This is a genomic window from Streptomyces coelicoflavus (genome assembly GCF_003112555.1).
Lineage (GTDB): Bacteria > Actinomycetota > Actinomycetes > Streptomycetales > Streptomycetaceae > Streptomyces > Streptomyces coelicoflavus.
Genome location: NZ_BEWB01000012.1, coordinates 294,767 through 317,266, shown reverse-complemented (window position 1 = coordinate 317,266; position 22,500 = coordinate 294,767). Strand labels below are relative to the sequence as shown.

The 22,500-nt window shown below is 72.4% G+C and carries 22 protein-coding genes; 13 read left to right on the top strand and 9 right to left on the bottom strand.

Features of this window, described 5'->3' with window-relative positions; genetic code table 11:
- Positions 1-54: 54 nt before the first annotated feature.
- Positions 55-348 carry an MTH1187 family thiamine-binding protein gene (locus Sco07f_RS28970; protein WP_003973587.1) on the bottom strand — a complete coding sequence of 98 codons (294 nt, stop codon included), beginning with the start codon at positions 346-348 and terminating at the stop codon, positions 55-57.
- The gene (locus Sco07f_RS28965; protein WP_007444730.1) at positions 345-689 is read right to left on the bottom strand and encodes a DUF3817 domain-containing protein; all 345 of its coding nucleotides are present in this window, start codon (positions 687-689) and stop codon (positions 345-347) included. The genes Sco07f_RS28970 and Sco07f_RS28965 overlap by 4 nt, the downstream gene beginning before the upstream one ends.
- Before the next feature lie 184 nt (positions 690-873).
- Here Sco07f_RS28965 and Sco07f_RS28960 point away from each other — a divergent pair, with 184 nt between their 5' ends.
- From Sco07f_RS28960 to Sco07f_RS28945, 4 genes are all read left to right on the top strand, one after another.
- Positions 874-1,506, top strand: a complete 633-nt coding sequence (locus tag Sco07f_RS28960; protein WP_042825207.1) for an AIM24 family protein — start codon at positions 874-876, stop codon at positions 1,504-1,506.
- Between the two features lies 1 nt (position 1,507).
- On the top strand, positions 1,508-2,158 hold the full coding sequence (locus Sco07f_RS28955) for an AIM24 family protein (RefSeq protein ID WP_007444719.1): 651 nt from the start codon (positions 1,508-1,510) through the stop codon (positions 2,156-2,158).
- On the top strand, positions 2,155-2,931 hold the full coding sequence (locus Sco07f_RS28950; protein WP_007444718.1) for an AIM24 family protein: 777 nt from the start codon (positions 2,155-2,157) through the stop codon (positions 2,929-2,931). The genes Sco07f_RS28955 and Sco07f_RS28950 overlap by 4 nt, the downstream gene beginning before the upstream one ends.
- Before the next feature lie 101 nt (positions 2,932-3,032).
- Positions 3,033-3,509 (top strand): MarR family winged helix-turn-helix transcriptional regulator, encoded by a 477-nt coding sequence (locus Sco07f_RS28945; protein ID WP_003973592.1) that lies wholly within the window; start codon positions 3,033-3,035, stop codon positions 3,507-3,509.
- 19 nt (positions 3,510-3,528) lie between these two features.
- Here the strand turns inward: Sco07f_RS28945 and Sco07f_RS28940 are convergent, their stop codons facing one another.
- Positions 3,529-4,944 carry a sensor histidine kinase gene (locus Sco07f_RS28940; protein WP_054098987.1) on the bottom strand — a complete coding sequence of 472 codons (1,416 nt, stop codon included), beginning with the start codon at positions 4,942-4,944 and terminating at the stop codon, positions 3,529-3,531.
- Positions 4,941-5,663 (bottom strand): response regulator transcription factor, encoded by a 723-nt coding sequence (locus tag Sco07f_RS28935; RefSeq protein ID WP_051005844.1) that lies wholly within the window; start codon positions 5,661-5,663, stop codon positions 4,941-4,943. Before Sco07f_RS28935 ends, Sco07f_RS28940 begins: the two co-directional genes overlap by 4 nt.
- 135 nt (positions 5,664-5,798) lie before the next feature.
- On the opposite strand from Sco07f_RS28935, the gene Sco07f_RS28930 reads away from it, so the two are divergent.
- Entirely contained in the window at positions 5,799-6,536 is a 738-nt protein-coding gene (locus Sco07f_RS28930; RefSeq protein WP_108989600.1) for a PepSY domain-containing protein, read from the top strand.
- Here the strand turns inward: Sco07f_RS28930 and Sco07f_RS28925 are convergent.
- The 3 genes from Sco07f_RS28925 to Sco07f_RS28915 all read right to left on the bottom strand — a co-directional run bounded on the left by Sco07f_RS28925 (position 6,472) and on the right by Sco07f_RS28915 (position 10,285).
- Complete coding sequence (locus tag Sco07f_RS28925) at positions 6,472-7,764, bottom strand: MFS transporter (protein ID WP_108989599.1); 1,293 nt, start codon at positions 7,762-7,764, stop codon at positions 6,472-6,474. The two genes, Sco07f_RS28930 and Sco07f_RS28925, sit on opposite strands and share 65 nt — an antisense overlap.
- Before the next feature lie 289 nt (positions 7,765-8,053).
- Entirely contained in the window at positions 8,054-9,010 is a 957-nt protein-coding gene (gene meaB, locus Sco07f_RS28920; protein ID WP_007444724.1) for a methylmalonyl Co-A mutase-associated GTPase MeaB, read from the bottom strand.
- A gap of 60 nt (positions 9,011-9,070) precedes the next feature.
- Entirely contained in the window at positions 9,071-10,285 is a 1,215-nt protein-coding gene (locus tag Sco07f_RS28915; protein WP_108989598.1) for an acetyl-CoA C-acetyltransferase, read from the bottom strand.
- Positions 10,286-10,434: 149 nt separating this feature from the next.
- Between Sco07f_RS28915 and mce the strand changes: the two genes are divergently transcribed.
- The 7 genes from mce (at position 10,435) to Sco07f_RS28880 (ending at position 20,396) form a co-directional block, all read left to right on the top strand.
- Entirely contained in the window at positions 10,435-10,875 is a 441-nt protein-coding gene (mce, locus tag Sco07f_RS28910; protein WP_007444716.1) for a methylmalonyl-CoA epimerase, read from the top strand.
- Positions 10,876-11,108: 233 nt separating this feature from the next.
- Complete coding sequence (scy, locus tag Sco07f_RS28905; protein WP_108989597.1) at positions 11,109-15,089, top strand: polarized growth protein Scy; 3,981 nt, start codon at positions 11,109-11,111, stop codon at positions 15,087-15,089.
- A 207-nt stretch (positions 15,090-15,296) separates the two neighbouring features.
- Positions 15,297-16,229 (top strand): coiled-coil domain-containing protein, encoded by a 933-nt coding sequence (locus Sco07f_RS28900; protein WP_007444714.1) that lies wholly within the window; start codon positions 15,297-15,299, stop codon positions 16,227-16,229.
- 115 nt (positions 16,230-16,344) lie between these two features.
- Entirely contained in the window at positions 16,345-17,343 is a 999-nt protein-coding gene (locus tag Sco07f_RS28895) for an ABC transporter ATP-binding protein (protein ID WP_167468253.1), read from the top strand.
- A 2-nt stretch (positions 17,344-17,345) separates the two neighbouring features.
- Entirely contained in the window at positions 17,346-18,116 is a 771-nt protein-coding gene (locus tag Sco07f_RS28890; RefSeq protein ID WP_007444712.1) for an ABC transporter permease, read from the top strand.
- Between the two features lie 136 nt (positions 18,117-18,252).
- A complete protein-coding gene (locus Sco07f_RS28885) occupies positions 18,253-19,548 on the top strand; it encodes an ABC transporter ATP-binding protein (RefSeq protein ID WP_108989595.1) in 1,296 nt (431 codons plus the stop codon).
- Positions 19,545-20,396 carry an ABC transporter permease gene (locus Sco07f_RS28880; protein ID WP_007387682.1) on the top strand — a complete coding sequence of 284 codons (852 nt, stop codon included), beginning with the start codon at positions 19,545-19,547 and terminating at the stop codon, positions 20,394-20,396. Before Sco07f_RS28885 ends, Sco07f_RS28880 begins: the two co-directional genes overlap by 4 nt.
- A gap of 8 nt (positions 20,397-20,404) precedes the next feature.
- Here Sco07f_RS28880 and Sco07f_RS28875 read toward each other — a convergent pair whose 3' ends face one another.
- Positions 20,405-20,737, bottom strand: a complete 333-nt coding sequence (locus tag Sco07f_RS28875; protein ID WP_007387643.1) for an Rv1322 family protein — start codon at positions 20,735-20,737, stop codon at positions 20,405-20,407.
- A gap of 256 nt (positions 20,738-20,993) precedes the next feature.
- Here Sco07f_RS28875 and Sco07f_RS28870 point away from each other — a divergent pair, with 256 nt between their 5' ends.
- A complete protein-coding gene (locus Sco07f_RS28870) occupies positions 20,994-22,022 on the top strand; it encodes an LLM class flavin-dependent oxidoreductase (RefSeq protein WP_087789516.1) in 1,029 nt (342 codons plus the stop codon).
- Positions 22,023-22,105: 83 nt separating this feature from the next.
- Here the strand turns inward: Sco07f_RS28870 and Sco07f_RS28865 are convergent, their stop codons facing one another.
- Complete coding sequence (locus Sco07f_RS28865) at positions 22,106-22,498, bottom strand: SCO5389 family protein (RefSeq protein ID WP_003973607.1); 393 nt, start codon at positions 22,496-22,498, stop codon at positions 22,106-22,108.
- Between the last annotated feature and the right edge of the window lie 2 nt (positions 22,499-22,500).

Below are 22,500 nucleotides of genomic sequence, written 5' to 3'. Positions count from 1 at the left end.
TCACATGCCGGTCAGCCCCGTCTCGCCTTTCGATACCACCGCCCGCCGGCACGGTCACGGGGCGAGGTGGCGCTCGACCGTCTCGACCTTGGACGTGAGGCCGTCCGTCACGCCGGGGCGGATGTCCGCCTTGAGGACCAGGGAGACCCGCGGCGCGCGCGCCTCGACGGCGGCGACGGCCCGCCGGACGACGTCCATGACCTCGTCCCACTCGCCCTCGACGGACGTGAACATCGCGTCGGTGCGGTTCGGCAGCCCGGACTCGCGGACCACCCGGACGGCGTCGGCGACGTACTCCCCCACGTCCTCGCCGACGCCGAGCGGCGTCACGGAGAAGGCGACGATCATGCGCCCACGACCCCTTCCTGGCGGGCGCGGGAGGCGATGACCGCGGTCTCGGCCTCGCGCTTGAGCTTGCGGTCGGCGAAGAAGCCGCCGGTCGGCAGGACCGAGAGGACGAAGTAGAGGGCGGCGGTCTTCAGCGGCCACTTGGCGCGGTTCCAGGCGTCGGCCCAGAAGATCACGTACAGCACGAAGAGGACGCCGTGGATCATGCCCATCGCCGGCACCGCGTTGAAGTCGGTGGTCCGCTTCAGGACGGAGCAGACGAGCAGGAGGAGGAACGAGATCGCCTCGGGGGCCGATACCAGGCGGAGGCGGCGGAGGGCGGTGGCGGTCTTGAGGTCCACGGGTCACCTTCGGAAGGGAGGGATGCGCCGACGGCGCGGGCGGTGTGCGGTCCGCCTTGTGAACGGAAGCACAATCGTTCGGCCATTGTGGCAAACAATGCCCCAAGGGATGGACTCAGGGTCGTTCTCCACCCGTGGGCCCTGTTCTGTCCACCCGTGGCGGGGCTACTTTCACCACGTGGCGATGTTCCGACTTCAAGGCAGCAAGGTCCTCGCCGTCGACATGACCCAAGACGCCGTGAAGGCGAAGAACGGCTCGATGGTCGCGTACGACGGGGAGATGGCCTTCAAGAAGCTGAGCGGCGGCGGTGAGGGCATCCGGGGCATGGTGACCCGGCGGATCACCGGCGAGCAGATGACGGTGATGGAGGTGAGGGGGCAGGGGACCTGCTGGTTCGCGGACCGGGCCTCGGAGATCACGCTGGTGGCCCTCCAGGGCGACAAGCTGTACGTCGAGTCGAGCAACTTCCTGGCGGCCGACGCCGGGCTGCGCACCGGCACGAGCTTCACGGGCACCCGCGGCGCCTCACAGGGCAACGGGCTGTTCACCACGACGATCGAGGGGCACGGGCAGGCGGCGATCATGTCCGACGGTCCCGCGGTGGTGCTGCGGGTCAGCGCCCAGTACCCGCTGACCGTCGACCCGGGGGCGTACGTCGCGCACCAGGGGAACCTGCGGCAGTCCTTCCAGTCGGGTGTGACCTTCCGCACCCTGTTCGGCGAGGGCGGCGGGGAGGCCTTCCAGATCCGCTTCGAGGGCGACGGGCTGGTGTACGTGCAGCCGAGCGAGCGGAACACGATCGCGGGGGATGTGTGAGATGGCCTTCGAGGAGATCAATTCCAAGATGGTCCGGGCGACCGTCGCGCCGGGGCAGCGGCTGTTCAGTCAGCGCGGGGCGATGCTCGCCTACCAGGGCGAGGTGTCCTTCACCCCCAATCTGCGCGGCGGGCAGGGCGGCGTCATGTCGATGATCGGCCGCCGGGTGGCGAACGAGGACACGCCGCTGATGACCGTCGAGGGCAGCGGCACCGTGCTCTTCGGGCACGGCGGCCACCACGTCCAGGTGATCAGCCTGTCGGGCGACACCCTGTACGTGGAGGCGGACCGTCTCCTCGCCTTCGAGGGCACCCTGGAGCAGAGCACCGTGTTCCTGGGCTCCCAGGGCGGGGTCATGGGCATGGTGCGGGGCCAGGTGAGCGGGCAGGGGCTGTTCACCACGTCCCTCAAGGGGCACGGCTCGGTGGCGGTGATGGCCCACGGGGGCGTCTTCGAGGTGCCCATCACCCCCCAGCGCCCGGTGCGCGTCGACCCGCAGGCCTACGTCGCCCACCACGGCGACGTGCGCAACAAGCTGTCCACGGCGCTGGGCTGGCGGGACATGGTGGGACGCGGCTCCGGCGAGGCGTTCCAGCTGGAGCTGAGCGGCAGCGGCACGGTGTTCGTCCAGGCGTCCGAGGAGAAGCTGTGAGCACGGTCCACCACGACCCGGCGACGCTGCCGGCCGACGACAACGTCAACGCGTACACCTTCTGCGTGGAGCTGAAGGGGAGCCAGTGGTTCCTCCAGAAGGGGAAGATGATCGCCTACTACGGGACGATCGATTTCAACGGGATCGGGCACGGCCGGCTGGACCGTTTGGTGCGCACGTCGTTCCATTCGCCTCTGCACGCGAGCGACTGGGTCGTGGCGGAGGGCTCGGGCAAGATGCTCCTCGCCGACCGGGCCTTCGACGTGAATTCGTACGACCTCGAGGACGGCAACCTGACCATTCGCTCGGGCAATCTGCTCGCTTTTCAGCCAAGCCTCGCACTCAAGCAGTCGATCGTGCCGGGCTTCCTGACGCTGATCGGAACCGGGAAGTTCGTGGCCGCGTCCAACGGTCCGGTGGTGTTCATGGAACCGCCGATCCGGGTGGACCCGCAGGCCCTGGTCGGCTGGGCGGACTGCCCGTCCCCGTGCCACCACTACGACCACGGGTACATGACCGGCCTACTGGGCGGTCTACGTGCGATGACGGGGCTCGGCGGGGCCTCCGGGGAGGAGCACCAGTTCGAGTTCGTGGGGGCGGGCACGGTGCTGCTCCAGTCGAGCGAGGCGCTCATGGCGGAGCAGGCCGTCGGGACTCCGCCGCAGCAGGCCGGCGTGCCCGGAGGCGGCGCTTCCGGAGCGCAGGGCGGCCGCTCGGGGGTACCGGGGCTTCCCGGACAGCTGGGGGACCTCCAGCGCCGCTTCGGGCTGTGAGCGGTAATCTGCGGAGTGTGACATCGAACGCGTGCGCACCGTCACCGCCACGGAAAACCCCTCACTAGTTCGCCTTTCAACATTTTAGGTAGACTTCATTCATGGAGACCGAGACGGCCACTCGCTGGCTGACCGATACGGAGCAGTGTGCTTGGCGCACCCACCTGGAGGTCAACAGGCTGTTGACGCACCAGCTCGAGAAGGACCTGCAACCGTTCGGCCTGACAATGAACGACTACGAGATCCTGGTGAACCTCTCCGAGTCGGAGGGCGACAGAATGCGGATGAGCGACCTGGCCACCGCCACGATGCAGTCCAAGAGCCGCCTCTCCCACCAGATCACCCGCATGGAGAACGCGAACCTGGTCCGGCGGGAGAACTGCGAGTCCGACCGCCGCGGGCTCTTCGCCGTCCTCACCGAGCACGGCCTGGAGACCATGCGGAAGGTCGCACCGCACCACGTGGCCTCCGTCCGCAGGCACTTCATCGACCTGCTGGCTCCCGAGGACCTGACGGAGCTGGACAAGGCGCTCAAGCCCATCGCGGAACACCTGCGCGGGCAGCGGGGACGTCCCTGATCACGACCCCCTGAGCCGTTCAGGCACGCTCACCCGGCAGGCGGAGCTCGAACAGGGCCCCGCCTGCCGGCGCGTCGTGCACCGTGAGCGTGCCGCCGTGCCGTACGGCGACGTCGCGGGCGATGGCCAGCCCGAGACCGGCCCCGCCGTCGTCGCGGCTGCGGGCGGCGTCGAGCCGTACGAACCGTTCGAAGATCCGCTCCCGGTCGGCCGCCGGCACGCCCTCGCCGTCGTCGGCCACGGCGACCACCGCCGCCTCCCCGTCCCGCCGCACGGTCACCTCCACCGCCGAGCGGGCGTGCCGCTGGGCGTTGTCCAGCAGATTGGCCAGCACCCGCCCCAGCTGCCCCCGCGATCCGGCCACGTTCACCGCGGCGTCCCCGTGCACGCTCACCCCCGCACGGCCCTCGGCCGCCTCCCGCGCCAGCGCCGCCAGGTCGACCCGCGCGTCGGCGGGCCGCTCCCCCGCGTCCAGCCTGGCCAGCAGCAGCAGGTCGGCGGCGAGCCGCTGGAGCCGTACGGTGTCCTCCACGGCGCCGTCCAGGTCCAGCAGCTCGGGGTGGGCGGCGGCCACCTCCAGCTGGGTGCGCAGCGAGGCGATCGGGCTGCGCAGCTCGTGCGAGGCGTCGGCGACGAACCGGCGCTGCCGCTCCACCGAGGACTCCAGCGCGGCCAGCGTCTGGTTGGTGGTCGTGGCGAGCCTGGCCACCTCGTCGTGGGTGCCGGGCACCGGGACGCGGCGGGCCAGGTCCTCGCTGGCGGTGATCGCGGCCATCTCCCGCCGGATGCCCTCCACCGGGCGCAGCGCACGCCGGGTGACCAGCCAGGTCACCCACGCGACGACCGCGAGCAGCAGCGGGAAGCCGATCAGCATGACGGTCAGCGCGGTGTTCACGGCCCCGTGTTCGGCGGACAGCGGGGCGCCGGCGTACACGGTGAGCTGGTCGCCGCCCCGGGTCTCCACGGGGACCGCGACGAAGCGGTAGTCCTCCGTGTCGCCGTCGACGGTCGCGGTGCCGTCGCCGACGGTGGCCGGCTCGCCGATCTCACCGGCTTCGAGCGACTCGCCGGAGTCGTCATCGTCGTCGTCGCCGTCGTCGCTCGGGGAGGCGGACGGCTGCGGGGTCACCGCGTCGACTCCGGTACCGGTGATCCGCTCCAGGTCCTCGCTGGCGGCGACCAGTGTGCCCGCCTCGTCGACGACCTGCACGGGGCGGTCGTCGTCGTCCAGGTTCAGCTCGGTGTACCGCGTGCCGACGGCCAGCGAGGTCGCCACGTCCCGCGCCGAGCGCTCCGCCTGGGTGCCCGCCTCGCCGAGCAGGTTGGAGCGCAGGGACAGCAGGACGGCGCTGCCGGCCGCGACGAGGGCGACGGCGACCACGAGGGTCGCGGCGAGCGTGGCGCGGGCCCGCACCGAGGCGAACAGGCGGCTCACCGCCCGGTCTCCAGCCGGTAGCCGGCGCCGCGCACGGTCCGGATGAGCCCGGCACGCAGCTTGCGCCTCAGCGCGCTGACGTACACCTCGACGATGTTGGGGTCGCCGTCGTAGGCGAAGTCCCAGACGTGCTCGAGGATCTCCGCCTTGGAGACCACCTGCCCGGCCCGCACCACGAGCTGCTCCAGGACGGCGAACTCCTTGGCGGTGAGGGTGACCTCGTCCTCGCCGAGGAAGACCCGGCGGGCGGCGGTGTCGACCCTGAGGTCGCCGTGGACGTGCACGGGCGAGGCCCCGGCGCCCTGCCCCCGCCGCCGCAGCAGGGCCTTCACGCGGGCGACGAGGACGACGTACGAGAAGGGCTTGGTGAGGTAGTCGTCGGCGCCCGTGTCCAGGCCCTCGGCCTCGTCGTACTCGCCGTCCTTGGCGGTGAGCATCAGGATCGGCACGTCGTGCCCGGCGGCGCGCAGGGCGGCGCAGACCCGGTAGCCGTTGAGGCCGGGCAGCATGATGTCGAGGATGACGAGGTCGTACGCGCCCTCGCCCGCCCTGTGCAGTCCCTCCAGGCCGTCGTGGACGACGTCCACGGCGTAGCCCTCCGCGGTGAGGCCCTTGGCGAGCGACACGGCGAGGCGCTTCTCGTCCTCCACGATCAAGAATCGAGAGGGGCGGCGCGAAGCGCCTCGGGCAGGGTGGTGGTGGGCGACGGGTGGGCGCATGTGTAGAGGGTCCCAAAGCCGAGCTGAAGATCCCTTCAGGCGGCTTCAGCCTGGCCTCAGCGTCGGTCCGCGACAGTGAAGTCACCGGAAACCGCCGGACTCTGGATGATCTCTGCCGACTCGGAGGAAAACCGCATGAAGCGCAACATCGTGATCGCCGCCGTCACCGCCGCCGCACTGGTCGGAGGCGGTACGGCGACGGCACTGGCGACGACGGGGGACGACGACCGGGGCACGGCGCCCCGCGCGGACGTGAGCGTGTCGGACGACGGCGGGGTACGGGACGAGGCCGACGACCGTGCCGACGACGCGGCCCGTGACGACGACGCTGCCCGTGCCGCCTCCGCGAAGGTGACGGCGGCCGACGCCGTCGCCGCAGCGCTCGCGGACACCCCGGGCACCGCCGTCTCCGCCGAACTGGACGACGAGGACGACGGGGACGACGGGGACGACGGGGACGACTCCGACGACGGCGGAGACGACCGCCGGGAGCGCGCGGCCTGGGAGGTCGACGTCCTCTCCGGCGACGGCACCTGGCACAGCGTCCGGGTCGACCCGGCCACCGGCAAGGTCCTCGGCTCGGAGAAGGACGACGAGGACGACACCGCCGAGGTGCGCGCGGCCCTGAAGGGCACCTCCGTCGACGCGGCACAGGCCGCGGAGGCGGCGGCCGGACACGGCACCGTCACCTCCGTCGAACTGGACGAGGACGGCCACTACGGCGACGGAAAGCCCGCCTGGGAGGTCGAGACGCACACCTCCGGCAAGGGCGAGCAGGACTGGCGGGTCGACCCGAAGACCGGCAAGGTCACGGCCGACCGCTCACACGACTCGGATGCCTCTCAGGACTCGGACGACTCCGACGACGACTGATCAGCCCCGACCGACGGGCGGACCCCCCGCGGCGGTGCCCCGGCACCAGCGCCGCCGCCGCGGCGACCGCGCCGGACACCGCGAAGCACACCGGCAGGGGCAGCCGTTCCACCAGCAGCCCCACGGCGGCGGCCCCGGCGGAACCCCCGGCGTTCACCGCGGTGTTGCACCAGGCGCCCGCCCGGACCCGGAACCCGGGCGCCGCGCCCTCGTCGGCGATCAGGTAGGCCGTGGTCAGGGCCGGGGCCACGAACAGGCCCGCGCACATGACCGCCGGGATCAGCGTGCCGAGGCCGGGCGCCAGGCCCGCGGCGGCGAGGCAGAGGCCGAGACCGACCGCGAAGAACGGGAGCCGGGCACGGGTGGGCGAGTTCCAGGCGACGGCGCCGTTGACGAGACCGCCGACCGCGCTGCCCACGGACAGCGCCGCGAGCACCCAGGCGACGGCGCCGTCCCCGAGGTCCCGCTCCCCCGCGTAGGCGACGACGAGGAGATCGACGGCGCTGACCGAGACGCCGACGGCCGCCGCGACGACGACGGGCTGGAGCAGGGCCCGGACCTGTCCGTCGGCACGGCCCTTCGGAGCGGGGCCGTCGTTCTTCTGCCGCCCGTCCGGACCGGGCGCGGCGGTCATCGGTGAGGTGACGAAGGCGAGGGTGCCGGCCGCCACCAGCGCCGCGCTGAGCACGACGCCCGCGACGGGCGGGGCGACGGCGACGAGGGCGCCGACCAGGAGCGGGCCGGAGACGAAGAGCAGTTCCTCGGCGACGCCGTCCAGGCTGTAGGCACGCTGGAGCAGGGCACGGTCGGGCAGCAGTCGCGCCCACACCGCGCGCATCGTGGGGCCGAGCGGGGGCGTGCAGGCACCCGCGAGCGCGGCGGTCACCGCGAGGACGGCCTCGGGTGTGCCCGGACGCCGGCAGACCTCCGCCAGCACGCAGAGCAGGGCGGCGTAGAGCAGGGCCATGGGCAGCAGGGCCCGGCGGGGACCGTGCCGGTCGACGAGCGAGGCGCGGTAGGGGGACAGGAAGACGCTCGTCGCGCCGAAGAGGGCCATGACCAGCCCGGCCACGGCGTACGACCCGGTGGACCGGGTCAGCGACAGCATCAGGGCGAGGGAGACCGTGCCGTAGGACAGCCGCCCGACGAGGGCGGCCGCGAACGTGCGGCGGGCATGGGGGACACGGAGCACGGCGGCATACGAGGGCCGCGAAGAGGGCGTGGACACGCGAAAGTTCCTCAGAGAGTGGCAACAGGGGACGCCGAGGCACGCGACGGCCGGATGCGGCGGTCGCGTAGGGGGCGGGCCCTATGCCAAGAGGAGGAACATGCGGGTCACTGTAGCCCGTCGAGCACTTGAGGACGAGGCCGTTTGTCCAAGCCCGTCCGGCGTTTGAGGACGAGGCCGTTCAGGCCGAAGGGGGTCTGGGGGCGCAGCCCCCAGGGTCGGGAAGGGAAGGGGCGGCGGGGGCGAACGAAACCACCCCGGACAGCCGCCCCGAGCCGCTCACCCTCCGTCAGCCCTGGGTCAGCCCCGCCACCAGCTCGTCCGCCGCCCGGTAAGGATCCAGCTCCCCCGCGACGATCCGCTCCGCCAGCGCCCCGAGCCGCCGGTCCCCGTGCAGGTCACCGATCCGCTCCCGCAGCGTCGTGACGGCGATGGTCTCGACCTCGCGCGCCGCACGGGCCCGGCGGCGCTCGGCCAGCACGTCCCGCTCCTCCATCCACGCCCGGTGCTTCTCCAGCGCCTCGACGACCTCGTCCACACCCTCGCCGCGCGCGGCGACCGTCTTGACGATGGGCGGCCGCCAGTCGCCGGCGGCGCGGGCCTCGCCGAGGCCCAGCATGTGGTTCAGCTCGCGCGCGGTGGCGTCGGCGCCGTCCCGGTCGGCCTTGTTGACGACGTAGACGTCGCCGATCTCCAGGATTCCGGCCTTGGCCGCCTGGATCCCGTCGCCCATGCCGGGGGCGAGGAGGACGACGGAGGTGTCGGCCTGGGAGGCGATCTCGACCTCCGACTGGCCCACGCCCACCGTCTCGACGAGGACCACGTCGCAGCCGGCCGCGTCCAGGACGCGGATCGCCTGCGGCGCGGCCCAGGCGAGTCCGCCGAGGTGGCCGCGGGTCGCCATCGAGCGGATGTAGACGCCGGGGTCGGAGGCGTGCTCCGACATCCGGACGCGGTCGCCGAGCAGCGCGCCCCCGGAGAAGGGGGAGGACGGGTCGACGGCGAGGACGCCGACCCGCTTGCCCTGCTTGCGGTACGCCGTCACCAGCGCCGAGGTGGACGTCGACTTGCCGACGCCCGGGGAGCCGGTCAGACCGACGACGTACGCATTGCCGGTGAGCGGCGCGAGGGCCGCCATGACCTCCCTGAGCTGCGGGGACGCCCCCTCCACCAGGGAGATCAGCCGGGCCACGGCCCGCGGCCGGCCTTCCCGGGCCTGGGCCACCAGTGAGGAGACGTCCTGCATCACAGCTCCGTTCAGCTCCGCTCAGCTCTGTTTCGCTACGTTCTCAGCCGTACCGCGCGCTCAGGCGCCGGGCACCCGCACGATCAGCGCGTCGCCCTGGCCGCCGCCGCCGCACAGCGCCGCCGCGCCGACCCCGCCGCCGCGCCGCTTCAGCTCCAGCGCCAGGTGCAGCACCAGGCGGGCGCCGGACATGCCGATGGGGTGGCCCAGGGCGATGGCACCGCCGTTGACGTTCACCTTTTCGGTGGAGACGCCGAGGTCCTTCATTGACTGGACGGCGACGGCGGCGAACGCCTCGTTGATCTCGATGAGATCGAGGTCGCCGACCTCCAGGCCCTCCTTCTTCAGGGCGTGCTGGATGGCGTTCGACGGCTGCGACTGCAAAGAGTTGTCCGGTCCCGCGACATTGCCGTGCGCGCCGATCTCCGCGATCCACTCCAGGCCCAGCTCCTCGGCCTTCGCCCGGCTCATGACCACCACGGCCGCGGCGCCGTCGGAGATCTGCGAGGCGGAGCCCGCGGTGATGGTGCCGTCCTTGACGAAGGCCGGGCGGAGCTTGCCGAGCGACTCGGCGGTGGTGTCGCCGCGGATGCCCTCGTCCTTGCTGAAGAGGACCGGGTCGCCCTTGCGCTGCGGGATCTCGACCGGGGTGATCTCGGCCTCGAAGAGGCCGTTCTTCTGGGCGGCGGCGGCGCGCTGGTGGGACAGGGCGGCGATCTCGTCCTGGGCGGCGCGCTCGATGCCGAGCCGGGTGTTGTGCTTCTCCGTGGACTCGCCCATGGCGATGTTCTCGAAGGAGTCGGTCAGGCCGTCGTGGGCCATGGCGTCGATCATCTCGACCGCACCGTACTTGTAGCCCTCGCGGGACTTGGGCAGCAGGTGCGGGGCGTTGGTCATGGACTCCTGGCCGCCGGCGACGACCACGTCGAATTCACCCGCGCGAATGAGCTGGTCGGCGAGTGCGATGGCGTCGAGGCCGGAGAGGCAGACCTTGTTGATCGTGAGCGCCGGGACGCTCATGGGGATGCCGGCCTTGACGGCGGCCTGGCGGGCGGGGATCTGCCCGGCGCCGGCCTGGAGCACCTGCCCCATGATCACGTACTGGACCTGGTCGCCGCCGATCCCCGCGCGGTCGAGGGCGGCCTTGATCGCGAAGCCGCCGAGGTCGGCCCCGGAGAAGGACTTAAGGGAGCCGAGCAGCCGCCCCATCGGGGTGCGGGCACCCGCGACGATGACGGACGTGGTGCCGTTCGTACCAGAAGCTGTGGAAGACATGGGCTGCGATCCCCTTTTCCGGCCCGCACAGGCCGCGGAGTGAACGAGGGTTTACTCGAATGTACTGAGCGGTATGCCCCCCGTCACCCGGCGGTCGGTGTGATCGCGCGCACGTTGCGTAACCACCCCCGGAGCGCTGCACTGAATCCATGCTGACGCGAATCGACCACATCGGAATCGCCTGCCGCGACCTCGACACCACCGTCGAGTTCTACCGTGCCACGTACGGCTTCGAGGTGTTCCACACCGAGGTCAACGAGGAACAGGGTGTCCGGGAGGCCATGCTCAAGATCAACGAGACCTCGGACGGCGGTGCCTCCTACCTCCAGCTCCTCGAGCCGACCCGCGAGGACTCCGCGGTCGGCAAGTGGCTCGCGAAGAACGGCGAGGGCGTCCACCACATCGCGTTCGGCACCGCGGACGTGGACGCGGACGCCGCGGACGTCCGGGAGAAGGGCGTACGCGTTCTGTACGACGAGCCCCGGCGCGGTTCGATGGGATCGCGGATCACCTTCCTGCACCCCAAGGACTGCCATGGCGTACTGACAGAACTGGTCACTTCGGCGGCCGTTGAGTCACCTGAGCACTGACCCTCGTACATATGGGCCGGTAGGGTTGGGTGCGGTCGCCGCTCAGTCCAGGGTGACCCGGTCCTGTCGCCCTGGGCGCCGGGACCGCCGGGGTCGTGTTTCGGGGGGTCGGCGACGGGGCAGCAGCACATGCTCCGCCGTTGATCTGACACCATTCCCCGGGGGCACCGTCCGGCGGACGGACGGAGCTCGTTCGGGAAGATTTGCGACCAGGGGACGGATGGGACCGCGCAGTGCGGGGCTACGAGAGCCAGGAGCGAGAGCCGGCGGCTGACGTCGACCACCTCTCTCGGTTCGAGGCCGAGATGAAGCGGCTGAAGACCGAGCGGGAAAAGGCGATCCAGCACGCCGAGGACCTCGGCTACCAGGTCGAGGTGCTGCGCGCCAAGCTGCACGAGGCGCGGCGCACCATCATGTCCCGGCCCGCCTTCGACGGCGGCGACATCGGGTACCAGGCCGAGCAGTTGCTGCGCAACGCGCAGACGCAGGCCGACCAGTTGCGCGCCGACGCGGAGCGGGAGCTGAGCGAGGCCCGGGCGCAGACCCAGCGGATCCTCCAGGAGCACGCCGAGCAGGCCGCCCGGCTCCAGGCCGAGCTGCACCAGGAGGCGGTGACCCGCCGCCAGCAGCTGGACCAGGAGCTGGCCGAGCGCCGGCAGACCGTCGAGTCGCACGTCAACGAGAACGTGGCGTGGGCGGAGCAGCTGCGCGCCCGCACCGAGCAGCAGGCCCGCCGTCTGCTCGACGAGTCCCGTGCCGAGGCCGAACAGGCCATGACCGCGGCCCGCGCGGAGGCGGAGCGGCTGACCTCCGAGGCCCGCCAGCGGCTGCGGAGCGACGCGGAGAGCGCACGCACCGAGGCCGAGCAGATCCTGCGCCGGGCGCGTACCGACGCCGAGCGGCTGCTCAACGCCGCCTCCACGCAGGCGCAGGAGGCCACCGACCACGCCGAGCAGCTGCGCAGCTCCACCGCCAGCGAGTCGGAGTCCACCCGGCGCGAGGTCCAGGAGCTGAGCCGGGCCGCCGAGCAGCGCATGTCGGAGGCCGAGGAGGCGCTGCGCAAGGCGCAGGCCGAGGCCGAGAAGGTGGTCGCCGAGGCCGAGGAGGCCGCCGCCAAGGCGCTGTCGAGCGCCGAGGCGACCAACGAGCAGCGCACCCGTACCGCCAAGGAGCAGGTCGCCCGGCTGGTCGGCGAGGCGACCAAGGACGCGGAGAGCACCCGGTCCGAGGCCGAGCAGGTGGTCGCGGACGCCCGTGCCGAGGCCGAGCGGATCGTCGCCGAGGCCGCCGAGAAGGCCCGCACGATCACCGCCGAGGAGTCGGCCACCCAGCTGTCCAAGGCGGCCAAGACCGCCGAGGACGTGCTGAACAAGGCGTCGGAGGACGCCAAGCGCACCACGAAGGCCGCCACCGAGGAGGCCGAGCGGATCCGCACCGAGGCCGAGGCCGAGGCGGACCGGCTGCGCGGCGAGGCGCACGACATCGCCGAGCAGCTCAAGGGCGCGGCGAAGGACGACACCAAGGAGTACCGCGCCAAGACGGTCGAGCTGCAGGAGGAGGCGCGCCGGCTGCGCGGCGAGGCCGAGCAGCTGCGGGCGGACGCGGTCGAAGAGGGCGAGAAGATCCGCGCCGAGGCCCGCAAGGAGGCCGTGGCGCAGATCGAGGAGGCGGCGAAGAGCGCGGAGGAGCTGCTCGCCAAGGCCAAGGCGGACGCGGACGAGCTGCGGCAGAGCGCGACGGCAGACGGCGAGAAGGTCCGTGCCGAGGCCATCGAGCGGGCGACGACCCTGCGCCGGCAGGCCGAGGAGACGCTGGAGCGCACCCGCGCGGAGGCCGAGCGGCACCGCACGGAGGCCGCCGAGCGCGTCGAGGAGCTCCAGGCGGAGGCCGAGCGGGCCGCGCGGGAGCTGCGCGAGGAGACCGAGCGCGCCGTCGAGGCCCGGCAGGCGGAGGCCGCCGAGGAGCTGACGCGGCTGCACACCGAGGCCGAGGAGCGGCGTACCGCCGCCGAGGAGGCGCTGTCCGGGGCCCGCGAGGAGGGCGAGCGGATCCGCCGCGAGGCCGCCGAGGAGAGCGAGCGGCTGCGCACCGAGGCCGCCGAGCGGATCCGTACGCTCCAGCAGCAGGCCGAGACGGAGGCCGAGCGGCTGCGCACCGAGGCCGCCGCGGACGCGTCCGCCTCCCGCGCGGAGGGCGAGGCCGTCGCCGTACGGCTGCGCTCGGAGGCGTCCAGCGAGGCGGAGCGGCTGAAGTCGGAGGCGCAGGAGAGCGCCGACCGGGTGCGGGCGGAGGCGCAGAGTGCCGCCGAGCGCATCGCCGCGGAGGCGTCCGAGGCGCTGGCCGCCGCGCAGGAGGAGGCCGCCCGGCGCCGCCGCGAGGCGGAGGAACTGCTCGGTTCCGCCCGGCAGGAGGCCGACCAGGAGCGCACCCAGGCCCGCGAGCAGAGCGAGGAGCTGCTGGCCTCGGCGCGCAACCGCGTGGAGGAGGCGCAGGCCGAGGCGGTCCGGCTGGTCGAGGAGGCCGACCGGCGCGCCACCGAGATGGTGTCGGCCGCCGAGCAGCACGCGGCGCAGGTCCGGGAGTCGGTCGCCGGGCTGCACGAGCAGGCCCAGGAGGAGATCACCGGGCTGCGCAGCGCCGCCGAGCACGCGGCCGAGCGCACCCGGCACGAGGCCGAGGAGGAGGCGGACCGGGTCCGCGCCGACGCCTACGCGGAGCGGGAGCGCGCGAGCGAGGACGCCGGACGCCTCAGGCGCGAGGCGCGGGAGGAGAGCGAGGCCGCCAAGACGCTGGCCGAGCGGACCGTGTCCGAGGCCATCACGGAGGCCGACCGGATCCGCGCGGACGTCTCCGAGCACGCCCAGCGGGTGCGCACCGAGGCCTCCGACACCATCGCCGAGGCCGAGCAGTCGGCGTCGCGGACCCGGGCGGACGCCCGCGAGGACGCCAACCGCATCCGGTCCGACGCGGCGACGCAGGCGGACACCCTGATCACGGAGGCGCGTGCCGAGGCGGAGCGGCTCACCACGGAGACGGCGGCCGAGACCGACCGGCTGCGGACCGAGACCCTCGGCGAGGCGGAGCGCGTCACCACCGAGGCGGCGAGCCAGGCCGAGCGGGTACGGACCGAGGCGGCCACCGAGGCCGAGCGGCTGCGCACCGAGACGACCGCCGAGGCCGAGCGCGTCCGCGCCGAGGCGAACGCCCGGGCCGAGCAGCTGGTCTCGGACGCCACCGGGGAGGCCGAGCGGCTGCGGGCCGAGGCCGCCGACACCGTCGGCTCCGCCCAGCAGCACGCGGAGCGGATCCGCACCGAGGCGGACCGGGTCCGGACCGAGGCCGCGGCGGAGGCCGAGCGGGTCACCGCGGCCGCCCGCGAGGAGGCCGAGCGCACCCTCGACGAGGCCCGCAAGGACGCCAACAAGCGGCGTTCGGAGGCGGCCGAGCAGGTCGACACGCTCATCACGGAGACCACCGCCGAGGCCGACAAGCTGCTCACCGAGGCGCAGCAGCAGGCCCAGAAGACCACCGCGGACGCCGAGTCGCAGGCCGACACGATGGTCGGCGCGGCCCGCTCGGAGGCCGACCGGATCGTCCAGGAGGCGACGGTCGAGGGGAACACCCGGGTGGAGAAGTCCCGTACGGACGCGGACGAGTTGCTGGTCGGCGCCCGCCGGGACGCGACCGCCATAAGGGAGCGCGCGGAGGAGCTGCGCGAGCGGCTCACCTCCGAGATCGAGGAGCTGCACGAGCGGGCCCGCCGCGAGGCCGCCGAGACGATGAAGTCGGCCGGCGACCGCTGCGACGCGCTCATCAAGGCGGCCGAGGAGCAGCTGGGCAAGGCGGAGGCGAAGGCGAAGGAGCTGGTGTCGGAGGCCAACTCCGAGGCCGGCAAGGTGCGCATCGCCGCCGTCAAGAAGGCCGAGGGGCTGCTCAAGGAGGCCGAGCAGAAGAAGGCCACCCTGGTCCGCGAGGCCGAGGAGCTGAAGGCCGAGGCGGTCCGCGAGGCCCGGGCCACGGTCGACGAGGGCAAGCGCGAGCTGGAGGTCCTGGTGCGGCGCCGCGAGGACATCAACGCGGAGATCTCCCGGGTGCAGGACGTCCTGGAGGCACTGGAGTCGTTCGAGGCGCCCGGGGGCGCGAAGGACAACGGGGTGAAGGCCGGAGCGACGGTGGGCGCCCCACGTTCGGGTGGCAAGTCGTCAGACAACTAGCATCCGGGGCGGATTCGGTGTCTGCTGGAGATCTTTGGCCGGGTCCGGACGGAACCGTTGACCAGAACTTTGGCAAGCCATCCGCGGGTCAGCCACTCAAAAGAGGTGTCATTCTCCGTACCAAACGTGCATCCGCTCGATGACACACCGCATTGGCGCCTAGGATTCCCTCTATCACCTCACCCGGTCTCTTTCGACAGGAACCCCATGAGCGACACTTCCCCCTACGGCTTCGAGCTTGTGCGGCGTGGGTACGACCGCGCTCAGGTGGACGAACGCATCTCCAAGCTCGTCTCCGACCGTGACAGCGCTCACTCCCGCATCACCGCTCTGGAAAAGCGCATCGAGGAGCTCCACCTCGAGACCCAGAACGCCCAGGCCCAGGTCAACGACGCAGAGCCGTCGTACGCCGGTCTCGGCGCCCGGGTCGAGAAGATCCTGCGGCTCGCCGAGGAAGAGGCGAAGGACCTGCGCGAGGAGGCCCGTCGCGCGGCCGAGCAGCACCGCGAGCTGGCCGAGTCCTCGGCCCAGCAGGTGCGCAACGACGCGGAGTCGTACGCCGCGGAGCGCAAGGCCAAGGCCGAGGACGAGGGAGTCCGGATCGTCGAGAAGGCCAAGGGCGACGCCTCCCAGCTGCGCTCCGAGGCGCAGAAGGACGCGCAGTCCAAGCGCGACGAGGCCGACGCCCTGTTCGAGGAGACCCGCGCCAAGGCCGCGCAGGCCGCCGCGGACTTCGAGACGAACCTCGCCAAGCGCCGCGAGCAGTCCGAGCGCGACCTGGCCTCCCGTCAGGCCAAGGCCGAGAAGCGGCTCGCGGAGATCGAGCACCGCGCGGAGCAGCTGCGCCTGGAGGCGGAGAAGCTGCGCACGGACGCCGAGCGCCGGGCCCGCCAGACCGTGGAGACGGCGCAGCGCCAGTCCGAGGACATCGTGGCCGACGCCAACGCCAAGGCCGACCGGATCCGTTCGGAGTCGGAGCGCGAGCTGGCCGCCCTCACCAACCGCCGCGACTCCATCAACGCGCAGCTGACCAACGTGCGCGAGATGCTGGCTTCGCTCACGGGCGCCGCGGTGGCCGCCGCCCCGGCGGTCGAGGACGAGTCGGTCTCCCGCGGGGTGCCGGCCCAGCAGTCCCGCTGACCGGGGGCGCGCTCCTGCTGCATCCGTACGACCGCGCAGGAACGAGCAGGAACAAGGACGAGGCCTTCTGTCACTGGGGTGGCAGCGGGCCTCGTCCCGTTCTAGCGTGGGCGCCATGATCGAGCTCGAGGGGCTGACCAAGCGGTACGGCGAGAAGGTGGCGGTCAACAATCTCTCCTTCACCGTCAGACCCGGCATCATCACGGGCTTCCTCGGGCCCAACGGCGCGGGCAAGTCGACGACCATGCGGATGGTGCTCGGCCTGGACCGGCCGACCGCCGGGGACGTGCGGATCGACGGCAGGCACTACGACCAGCTGCCGGACCCGCTGACGTACATCGGCGCGCTCCTGGAGGCCAAGGCCTGGCACGGCGGGCGCAGCGCCCACAACCATCTGCTGTGCCTCGCGCAGAGCAACGGCATTCCCGCGAGCCGGGTGCGCGAGGTCCTGGACACGGTCGGGCTCTCGGCGGTCGCCCGGAAGAAGACCAAGGGCTTCTCCCTCGGCATGGGCCAGCGGCTCGGCATCGCCGCCGCGCTCCTCGGCGACCCGCGGATCCTGATGTTCGACGAGCCGGTCAACGGGCTGGACCCCGAGGGCATCCACTGGATCCGCAATCTGATGAAGACCCTGGCCTCCCAGGGCCGTACGGTCTTCGTCTCCTCCCACCTGATGAGCGAGATGGCGCTGACCGCCGACCACCTGGTCGTCATCGGCCAGGGCAGGCTCCTCGCGGACACCTCGATGGCCGAGTTCATCGCGGAGAACTCGCGCAGCTACGTCCGGATCCGCACCCCGCAGCGCGAGCAGCTGCTCGACGCGCTGCACGGTGCCGGGGTCACGGTCGTCGAGGTGGGCGACGGGGTCCTGGAGGTGGACGGCGACAAGTCCGAGGCGGTCGGCGAGCTGGCGGCGCGGCAGCAGATCGTGCTGCACGAACTGAGCCCGCAGCGCGCCTCGCTGGAGGAGGCGTTCATGCAGCTGACCGCGGAGTCCGTGGAGTACCACGCGCACGACGGGCAGCCGCCCGGCGCGGTGCCGCCGCAGCAGCAGCAACAGCCACCGGGGCCGCCGCCGCGGCAGCAGTGGGGCAGCGACTGGAAGAGGGGTTGAGCATGGCGGCGACACAGGTCGTCCGGTCCGAGTGGACCAAGATCCGGTCGGTCGCGTCCACGGTGTGGACGCTGGGCCTCGCCGTGGTCGTCACCATCGCCCTCGGCATGCTGATCTCGGCCCTGACCAAGAGCCAGTTCGACGACATGAGCCGACGGGACCAGCTCGCCTTCGACCCGACCTTCATCAGCTTCGCCGGCACCAGCCTCGGCCAGCTGGCGATGATCGTGTTCGGGGTGCTGGTCGTGGGCAACGAGTACAGCTCCGGCATGATCCGCACCTCGCTGGCCGCCGTGCCGCGCCGCGGGACCTTCCTGTTCAGCAAGATCGCGGTGGCGACCGTCCTGGCACTGGTCGTGGGCATGGTCACCAGCTTCGCCACCTTCTTCCTCGGCCAGGCGATGCTCGGCGATCTCAAGGCGTCGATCGGCGACCCGGGCGTGCTGCGCGCGGTGTTCGGCGGCGGCCTCTACATGACCCTGATCGCGATGTTCTCGATGGGGGTCGCCGCGATGCTGCGCTCCCCCATGCTGTCGCTGGGCATCCTGATGCCGTTCTTCTTCCTGATCTCCAACATCCTGGGCAACGTCCCGGCGACGGAGAAGGTCGGCCGGTTCCTGCCCGACCAGGCCGGCAGCCGGATCATGCAGGTGGTCAGGCCGATCGACGACGACGTGCCGTACGGTCCGTGGGGCGGCCTCGGGATCATGGCACTGTGGGTGATCGCGGCACTCGTGGGCGGGTACGCCGTGCTGAAGAAGCGGGACGCCTAGCACACAGGGTGGAACGCGTCCGTCCGGCGTCGGATTTTGCCCGCGCTTGAACGGAACCGTCAGCGCGTGGATATCCTCCTAACCCTTACGGGGGCGTGTGCCCTGCTGTCCCTGAACCTTCCGATGGGTGCGGAGCATGATCGAGGCTGTCGGCCTGACCAAGCGATACGGCGACAAGACCGCCGTGTACAACCTCTCCTTCCAGGTGCGGCCCGGTGCCGTCACCGGCTTCCTCGGGCCCAACGGCTCGGGCAAGTCGACGACGATGCGGATGATCCTGGGCCTGGACAACCCCACGGCGGGGCACGTGACGATCGGCGGCCACCCGTACCGCAAGCTGCCCAACGCCGCGCGCCACGTCGGGGCGCTCCTCGACGCCAAGGCGGTGCACGGCGGCCGCGCCGCCCGCAACCACCTGCTGAGCCTCGCCCAGCTGTCCGGCATCCCGGCCCGGCGGGTGGACGAGGTGCTCGGCGTGGTGGGCCTCCAGGACGTGGCCAGGCGGCGTTCCAAGGGCTTCTCCCTCGGCATGGGCCAGCGGCTCGGCATCGCCGCCGCGCTGCTCGGCGACCCCCAGGTGCTGCTCTTCGACGAGCCGGTCAACGGCCTCGACCCGGAGGGCATCCACTGGGTGCGCAACCTGATGAAGGCGCTCGCGGCGGAGGGCCGCACCGTCTTCGTCTCCTCGCACCTGATGAGCGAGATGGCGCTGACCGCCGACCACCTGATCGTCATCGGGCGCGGCCAGCTGATGGCCGACATGAGCGTGACGGAGTTCATCTCGGCCAACTCCGCCGACTTCGCGCGGGTGCGGACGCCGGACACCGAGCCGCAGCTGCGCGAGAAGCTGACCTCGGCGCTGACCGAGGCGGGCGGCCACGTGCTGCCCGAGCAGGACGGCGCGCTGCGCGTGACCGGCCTTCCCCTCCCCCGGATCAGCGACGTCGCGCACGCCAGTGACGTACGGCTGTGGGAGCTGTCGCCGCACCAGGCCTCGCTGGAGGAGGCGTACATGCGGATGACGCAGGGCGCCGTGGACTACCGGTCGACCGCCGACCAGAAGGCCGGGCTCCAGCAGCCCCTGCCGCCCGGCGCGCAGCCGCCGATGCCGGTGCCGGGGCAGGGCCAGCCGGGGTGGTACGCCCCGCCGCCGCCCCAGCAGGGCGGTCAGCCCTTCGCCGCGCCGCAGGGCGCCCCGGGCCAGGCCCCGGCGGGCCCGTACGGCGCCCCGCAGGCACCCGGCGCGGTGCCGGGCGGCCAGCCGGCCAACCCGTACGCGGCCCAGCAGGCACAGCAGGCCCCACAGGCTCCGCAGATGCCCCAGCCGCCCGCCTCGGCGCCGCCCGCCGCCGCTCCCGCGCCCCCTTCCGCCGCCCCGGCGCCCGCCTCCGCGCCGGTCACCGACCCGACCAAGCCCGAGGACGCCCGATGAGCACCCCCCAGCCCCCGACGCAGCAGGCCGCGCCCGGTTCGCCGTACCCGACCTACACCTCGCCGATCCCGGTGGTGCGCACGACCCTCCTGCACGCCCTGGCCTCCGAGTGGACGAAGATCAAGTCGGTGCGCTCGACGATGTGGACGCTGGGCGTGTTCGTCCTGCTCGTCCTCGGCATCGGGCTGCTGACCGGCGCGGTGGTGGCGAGCTCGGACTCCGACCTGGCCGGCGAGAGCGCGCTGAGCCTCGGCTTCTTCGGCCTGCTGCTCGGCAGCATCTGCGTGATCACGCTCGGCGTGCTGACCACCGCCTCGGAGTACGGCACGGGCATGATCCGCACGACCATGACCGCCTGCCCCAGCCGCGGCCGGGTGCTGGCGGCCAAGGGCATCGTGTTCTTCCTGGTCGCCTTCGTGGTGACGCTCGTGTCCGCGACCCTGGTCGGGCTGTTCCACGTGTCCACGCTGGAGGGCAACGGGGCCGGCGACCCCACCGGCGAGGAGTGGCTGAAGGGCACCGTCGGCGTCTCGCTCTACATCGCGCTGCTCGGGCTGCTCTCGCTGGCCGCGGGCTCGGTCATCCGGCACTCGGCGGGCGCCATCACTCTCATGATCGGCGTGCTGCTCGCCCCGCTGGTGATCGCGCTGTTCATGTTCTCGGAGTCGCTCAAGGACGTGCAGCAGGCCCTGTTCGAGTACTCGATCCCGAACCAGATGAGCATCTTCTACGCCAACTCGCTCTCCGACTCCGGACCCTCGGGCTGGGACCCGCTGTGGATCGTGCTCGGCGTGACCGCGGTGGCGTTCGCCGCCGCCTTCGCCCTGCTGGAGAAGCGGGACGTGTAAACGGGGGTTCAGAACCTCGGCGCGTTACGGGACCGCTGCACCCGCGTGGTGCGGCGGTCCTTCGCGTTCCAGCACGACTTGTGCCAGTGCCGGCGGTCGTCGACGCCCGAGTGGGCCGGCCAGGCCACGACGTGCGGGACTCCGTCCGGAATGAGCTGGTCGCACCCCGGGCAGCGGTACGACTTCCCCTGCGCGCTGGCGCCCGCCACGTGCCGTACGCTCCACTCCTCGCCCTGCCAGCTCTCCGCGGACTGCCAGCCGCCGTAGCGGCCGGAGCCGTCGTCCTCGGCGCTCCGGCCGGACGAACCGGCTCCCTTGGCTCGGTTGCGACGCGGGGACACAGGACACCTCACGGAGCTATACAGGAAGCAGGGCGGCATCCAGCCTACGCGGCACGGGCACGGGTACGCGTACGCCGCCGGAACACTGCGGCTCCCCCCGCGCGGGGTTCCGGCCGGGCCCGGCACGACGTCCCACAACGGCCGATTCTGCAGACAATCCGCAAATTCCTTCGTCCGGCCGTGTCCTCGGCACGTGTCAGGCGGTTATGCCCTGTGGGGGAGCTCCGTGTCGGGGCCGAGGAAGCAGGAAAAGGCAATGCGCGTAGGAAGTTTCGTGTTGGGAGCCCAGTTCCCGGGCCAGGGCCAGGGCGAGGCGCTGCACCGCGCGGTCCGCTCGGCCGAGGTCGCCGAGGAGGCCGGGCTCGACACGGTCTGGCTGGCCGAACACCACTTCGTGCCGTACGGCACGTGTCCGTCGGCCGTGACCCTGGCCGCGCTGCTGCTGGGCCGCACCCGGCGTCTGCGGGTCGGCACGGCGGTCAGCGTGCTGCCCACCGTCCACCCGGTGGCGCTCGGCGAGCAGGCCGCGCTGCTGCACGTCACCAGCGGCGGCCGCTTCTCGCTGGGCGTGGGCCGCGGCGGGCCGTGGGTGGACCTGGAGGTGTTCGGCGCGGGTCTGGAGGCGTACGAGAAGGGTTTTCCGGAGTCGCTCGACCTGCTGCTGCGCTGGCTGCGCGAACCGGCCGTCGGCGCCTCGGGGGACCGCTTCGGCTTCCGCGAGGTGCCCGTCGTGCCGCGGCCGTCGGAGTCCCTCTCGGAGGAGCCGGGCCCGGAGGTCGTCGTGGCCTGCACCTCGCCGTCGAGCGTGCGCATGGCGGCCGAACGGGGGCTGCCGATGCTCCTCGGGATGCACGTCGGCGACGAGGAGAAGGCGGAGATGGTCGCCCTGTGGCGGCGCCACGCGCGTGCGGCCGGGCGTCCGGCGGCGGAGATCCACGGCGCCGGACACGTCTCGGCCGGCGTCTGCCAGATCGCGGACCGGCGCACGGACGCGGCGGAGACCCTGCTCAAGGCGATGCCGGGCTGGCTGCGGCAGGGGCTCGGCGCCCATGTCACGGTGGACGGCCGGGAGCGGCGGATGCGCGACCCGTACGCCTACACCGAACTGCTCTGCGGGCTGCACCCGGTGGGCACGCCCCGGCTGTGCGCGGACCGGCTCGCGGCGACCGGCGAACGGACCGGCATCTCCCGCTTCGCCCTCCTCGTCGAGGGCTCGGGAGACCTGGCGGCGACCGAGGAGAACGTACGGCGGCTCGGGGCCGAGGTGCTCCCCCAGCTCCGCTGAGCCCGCGGGCGGGGAGCTTGCCGCTCCGGTACAAGTACTGCACCTCCCACGTACGGAGCGGCAAGCGGGCGCTCTGGGGTGCCTCAGCAGTCGCGCAGTTCGGGCGACTGGTTCAGCAACTGGCTGCGCACCGAGGTGAACTTGGTCAGCGTCTCGTCGACGGAGGAGTCCAACGGGAACACCGCCACCCGGTGGCAGTTCTGGAAGGCCAGCCGCACCCCGAAGTGCCGCTGCAGTGCACCGCGTATGGCGTCACTCGCGAGCGCACGCAGGAGCTGGCCGCGCGCCTGCTCGTCCGGCGGGGGCGTCTGGTTGTCGGCGAAGGCTCCGCCGTCGACCTTCAGCTGGGCCACCAGGGAGCTGACCATCTCCCATGCGTAGGGCAGGGAGGTCCGGACGCAGTCGACGAAGTCTGCTTCGTCGACCTCGCCTCGCTCGGCCTGTTCGAGTAGGGCCGGTGAGACGTCGAGCGACATGG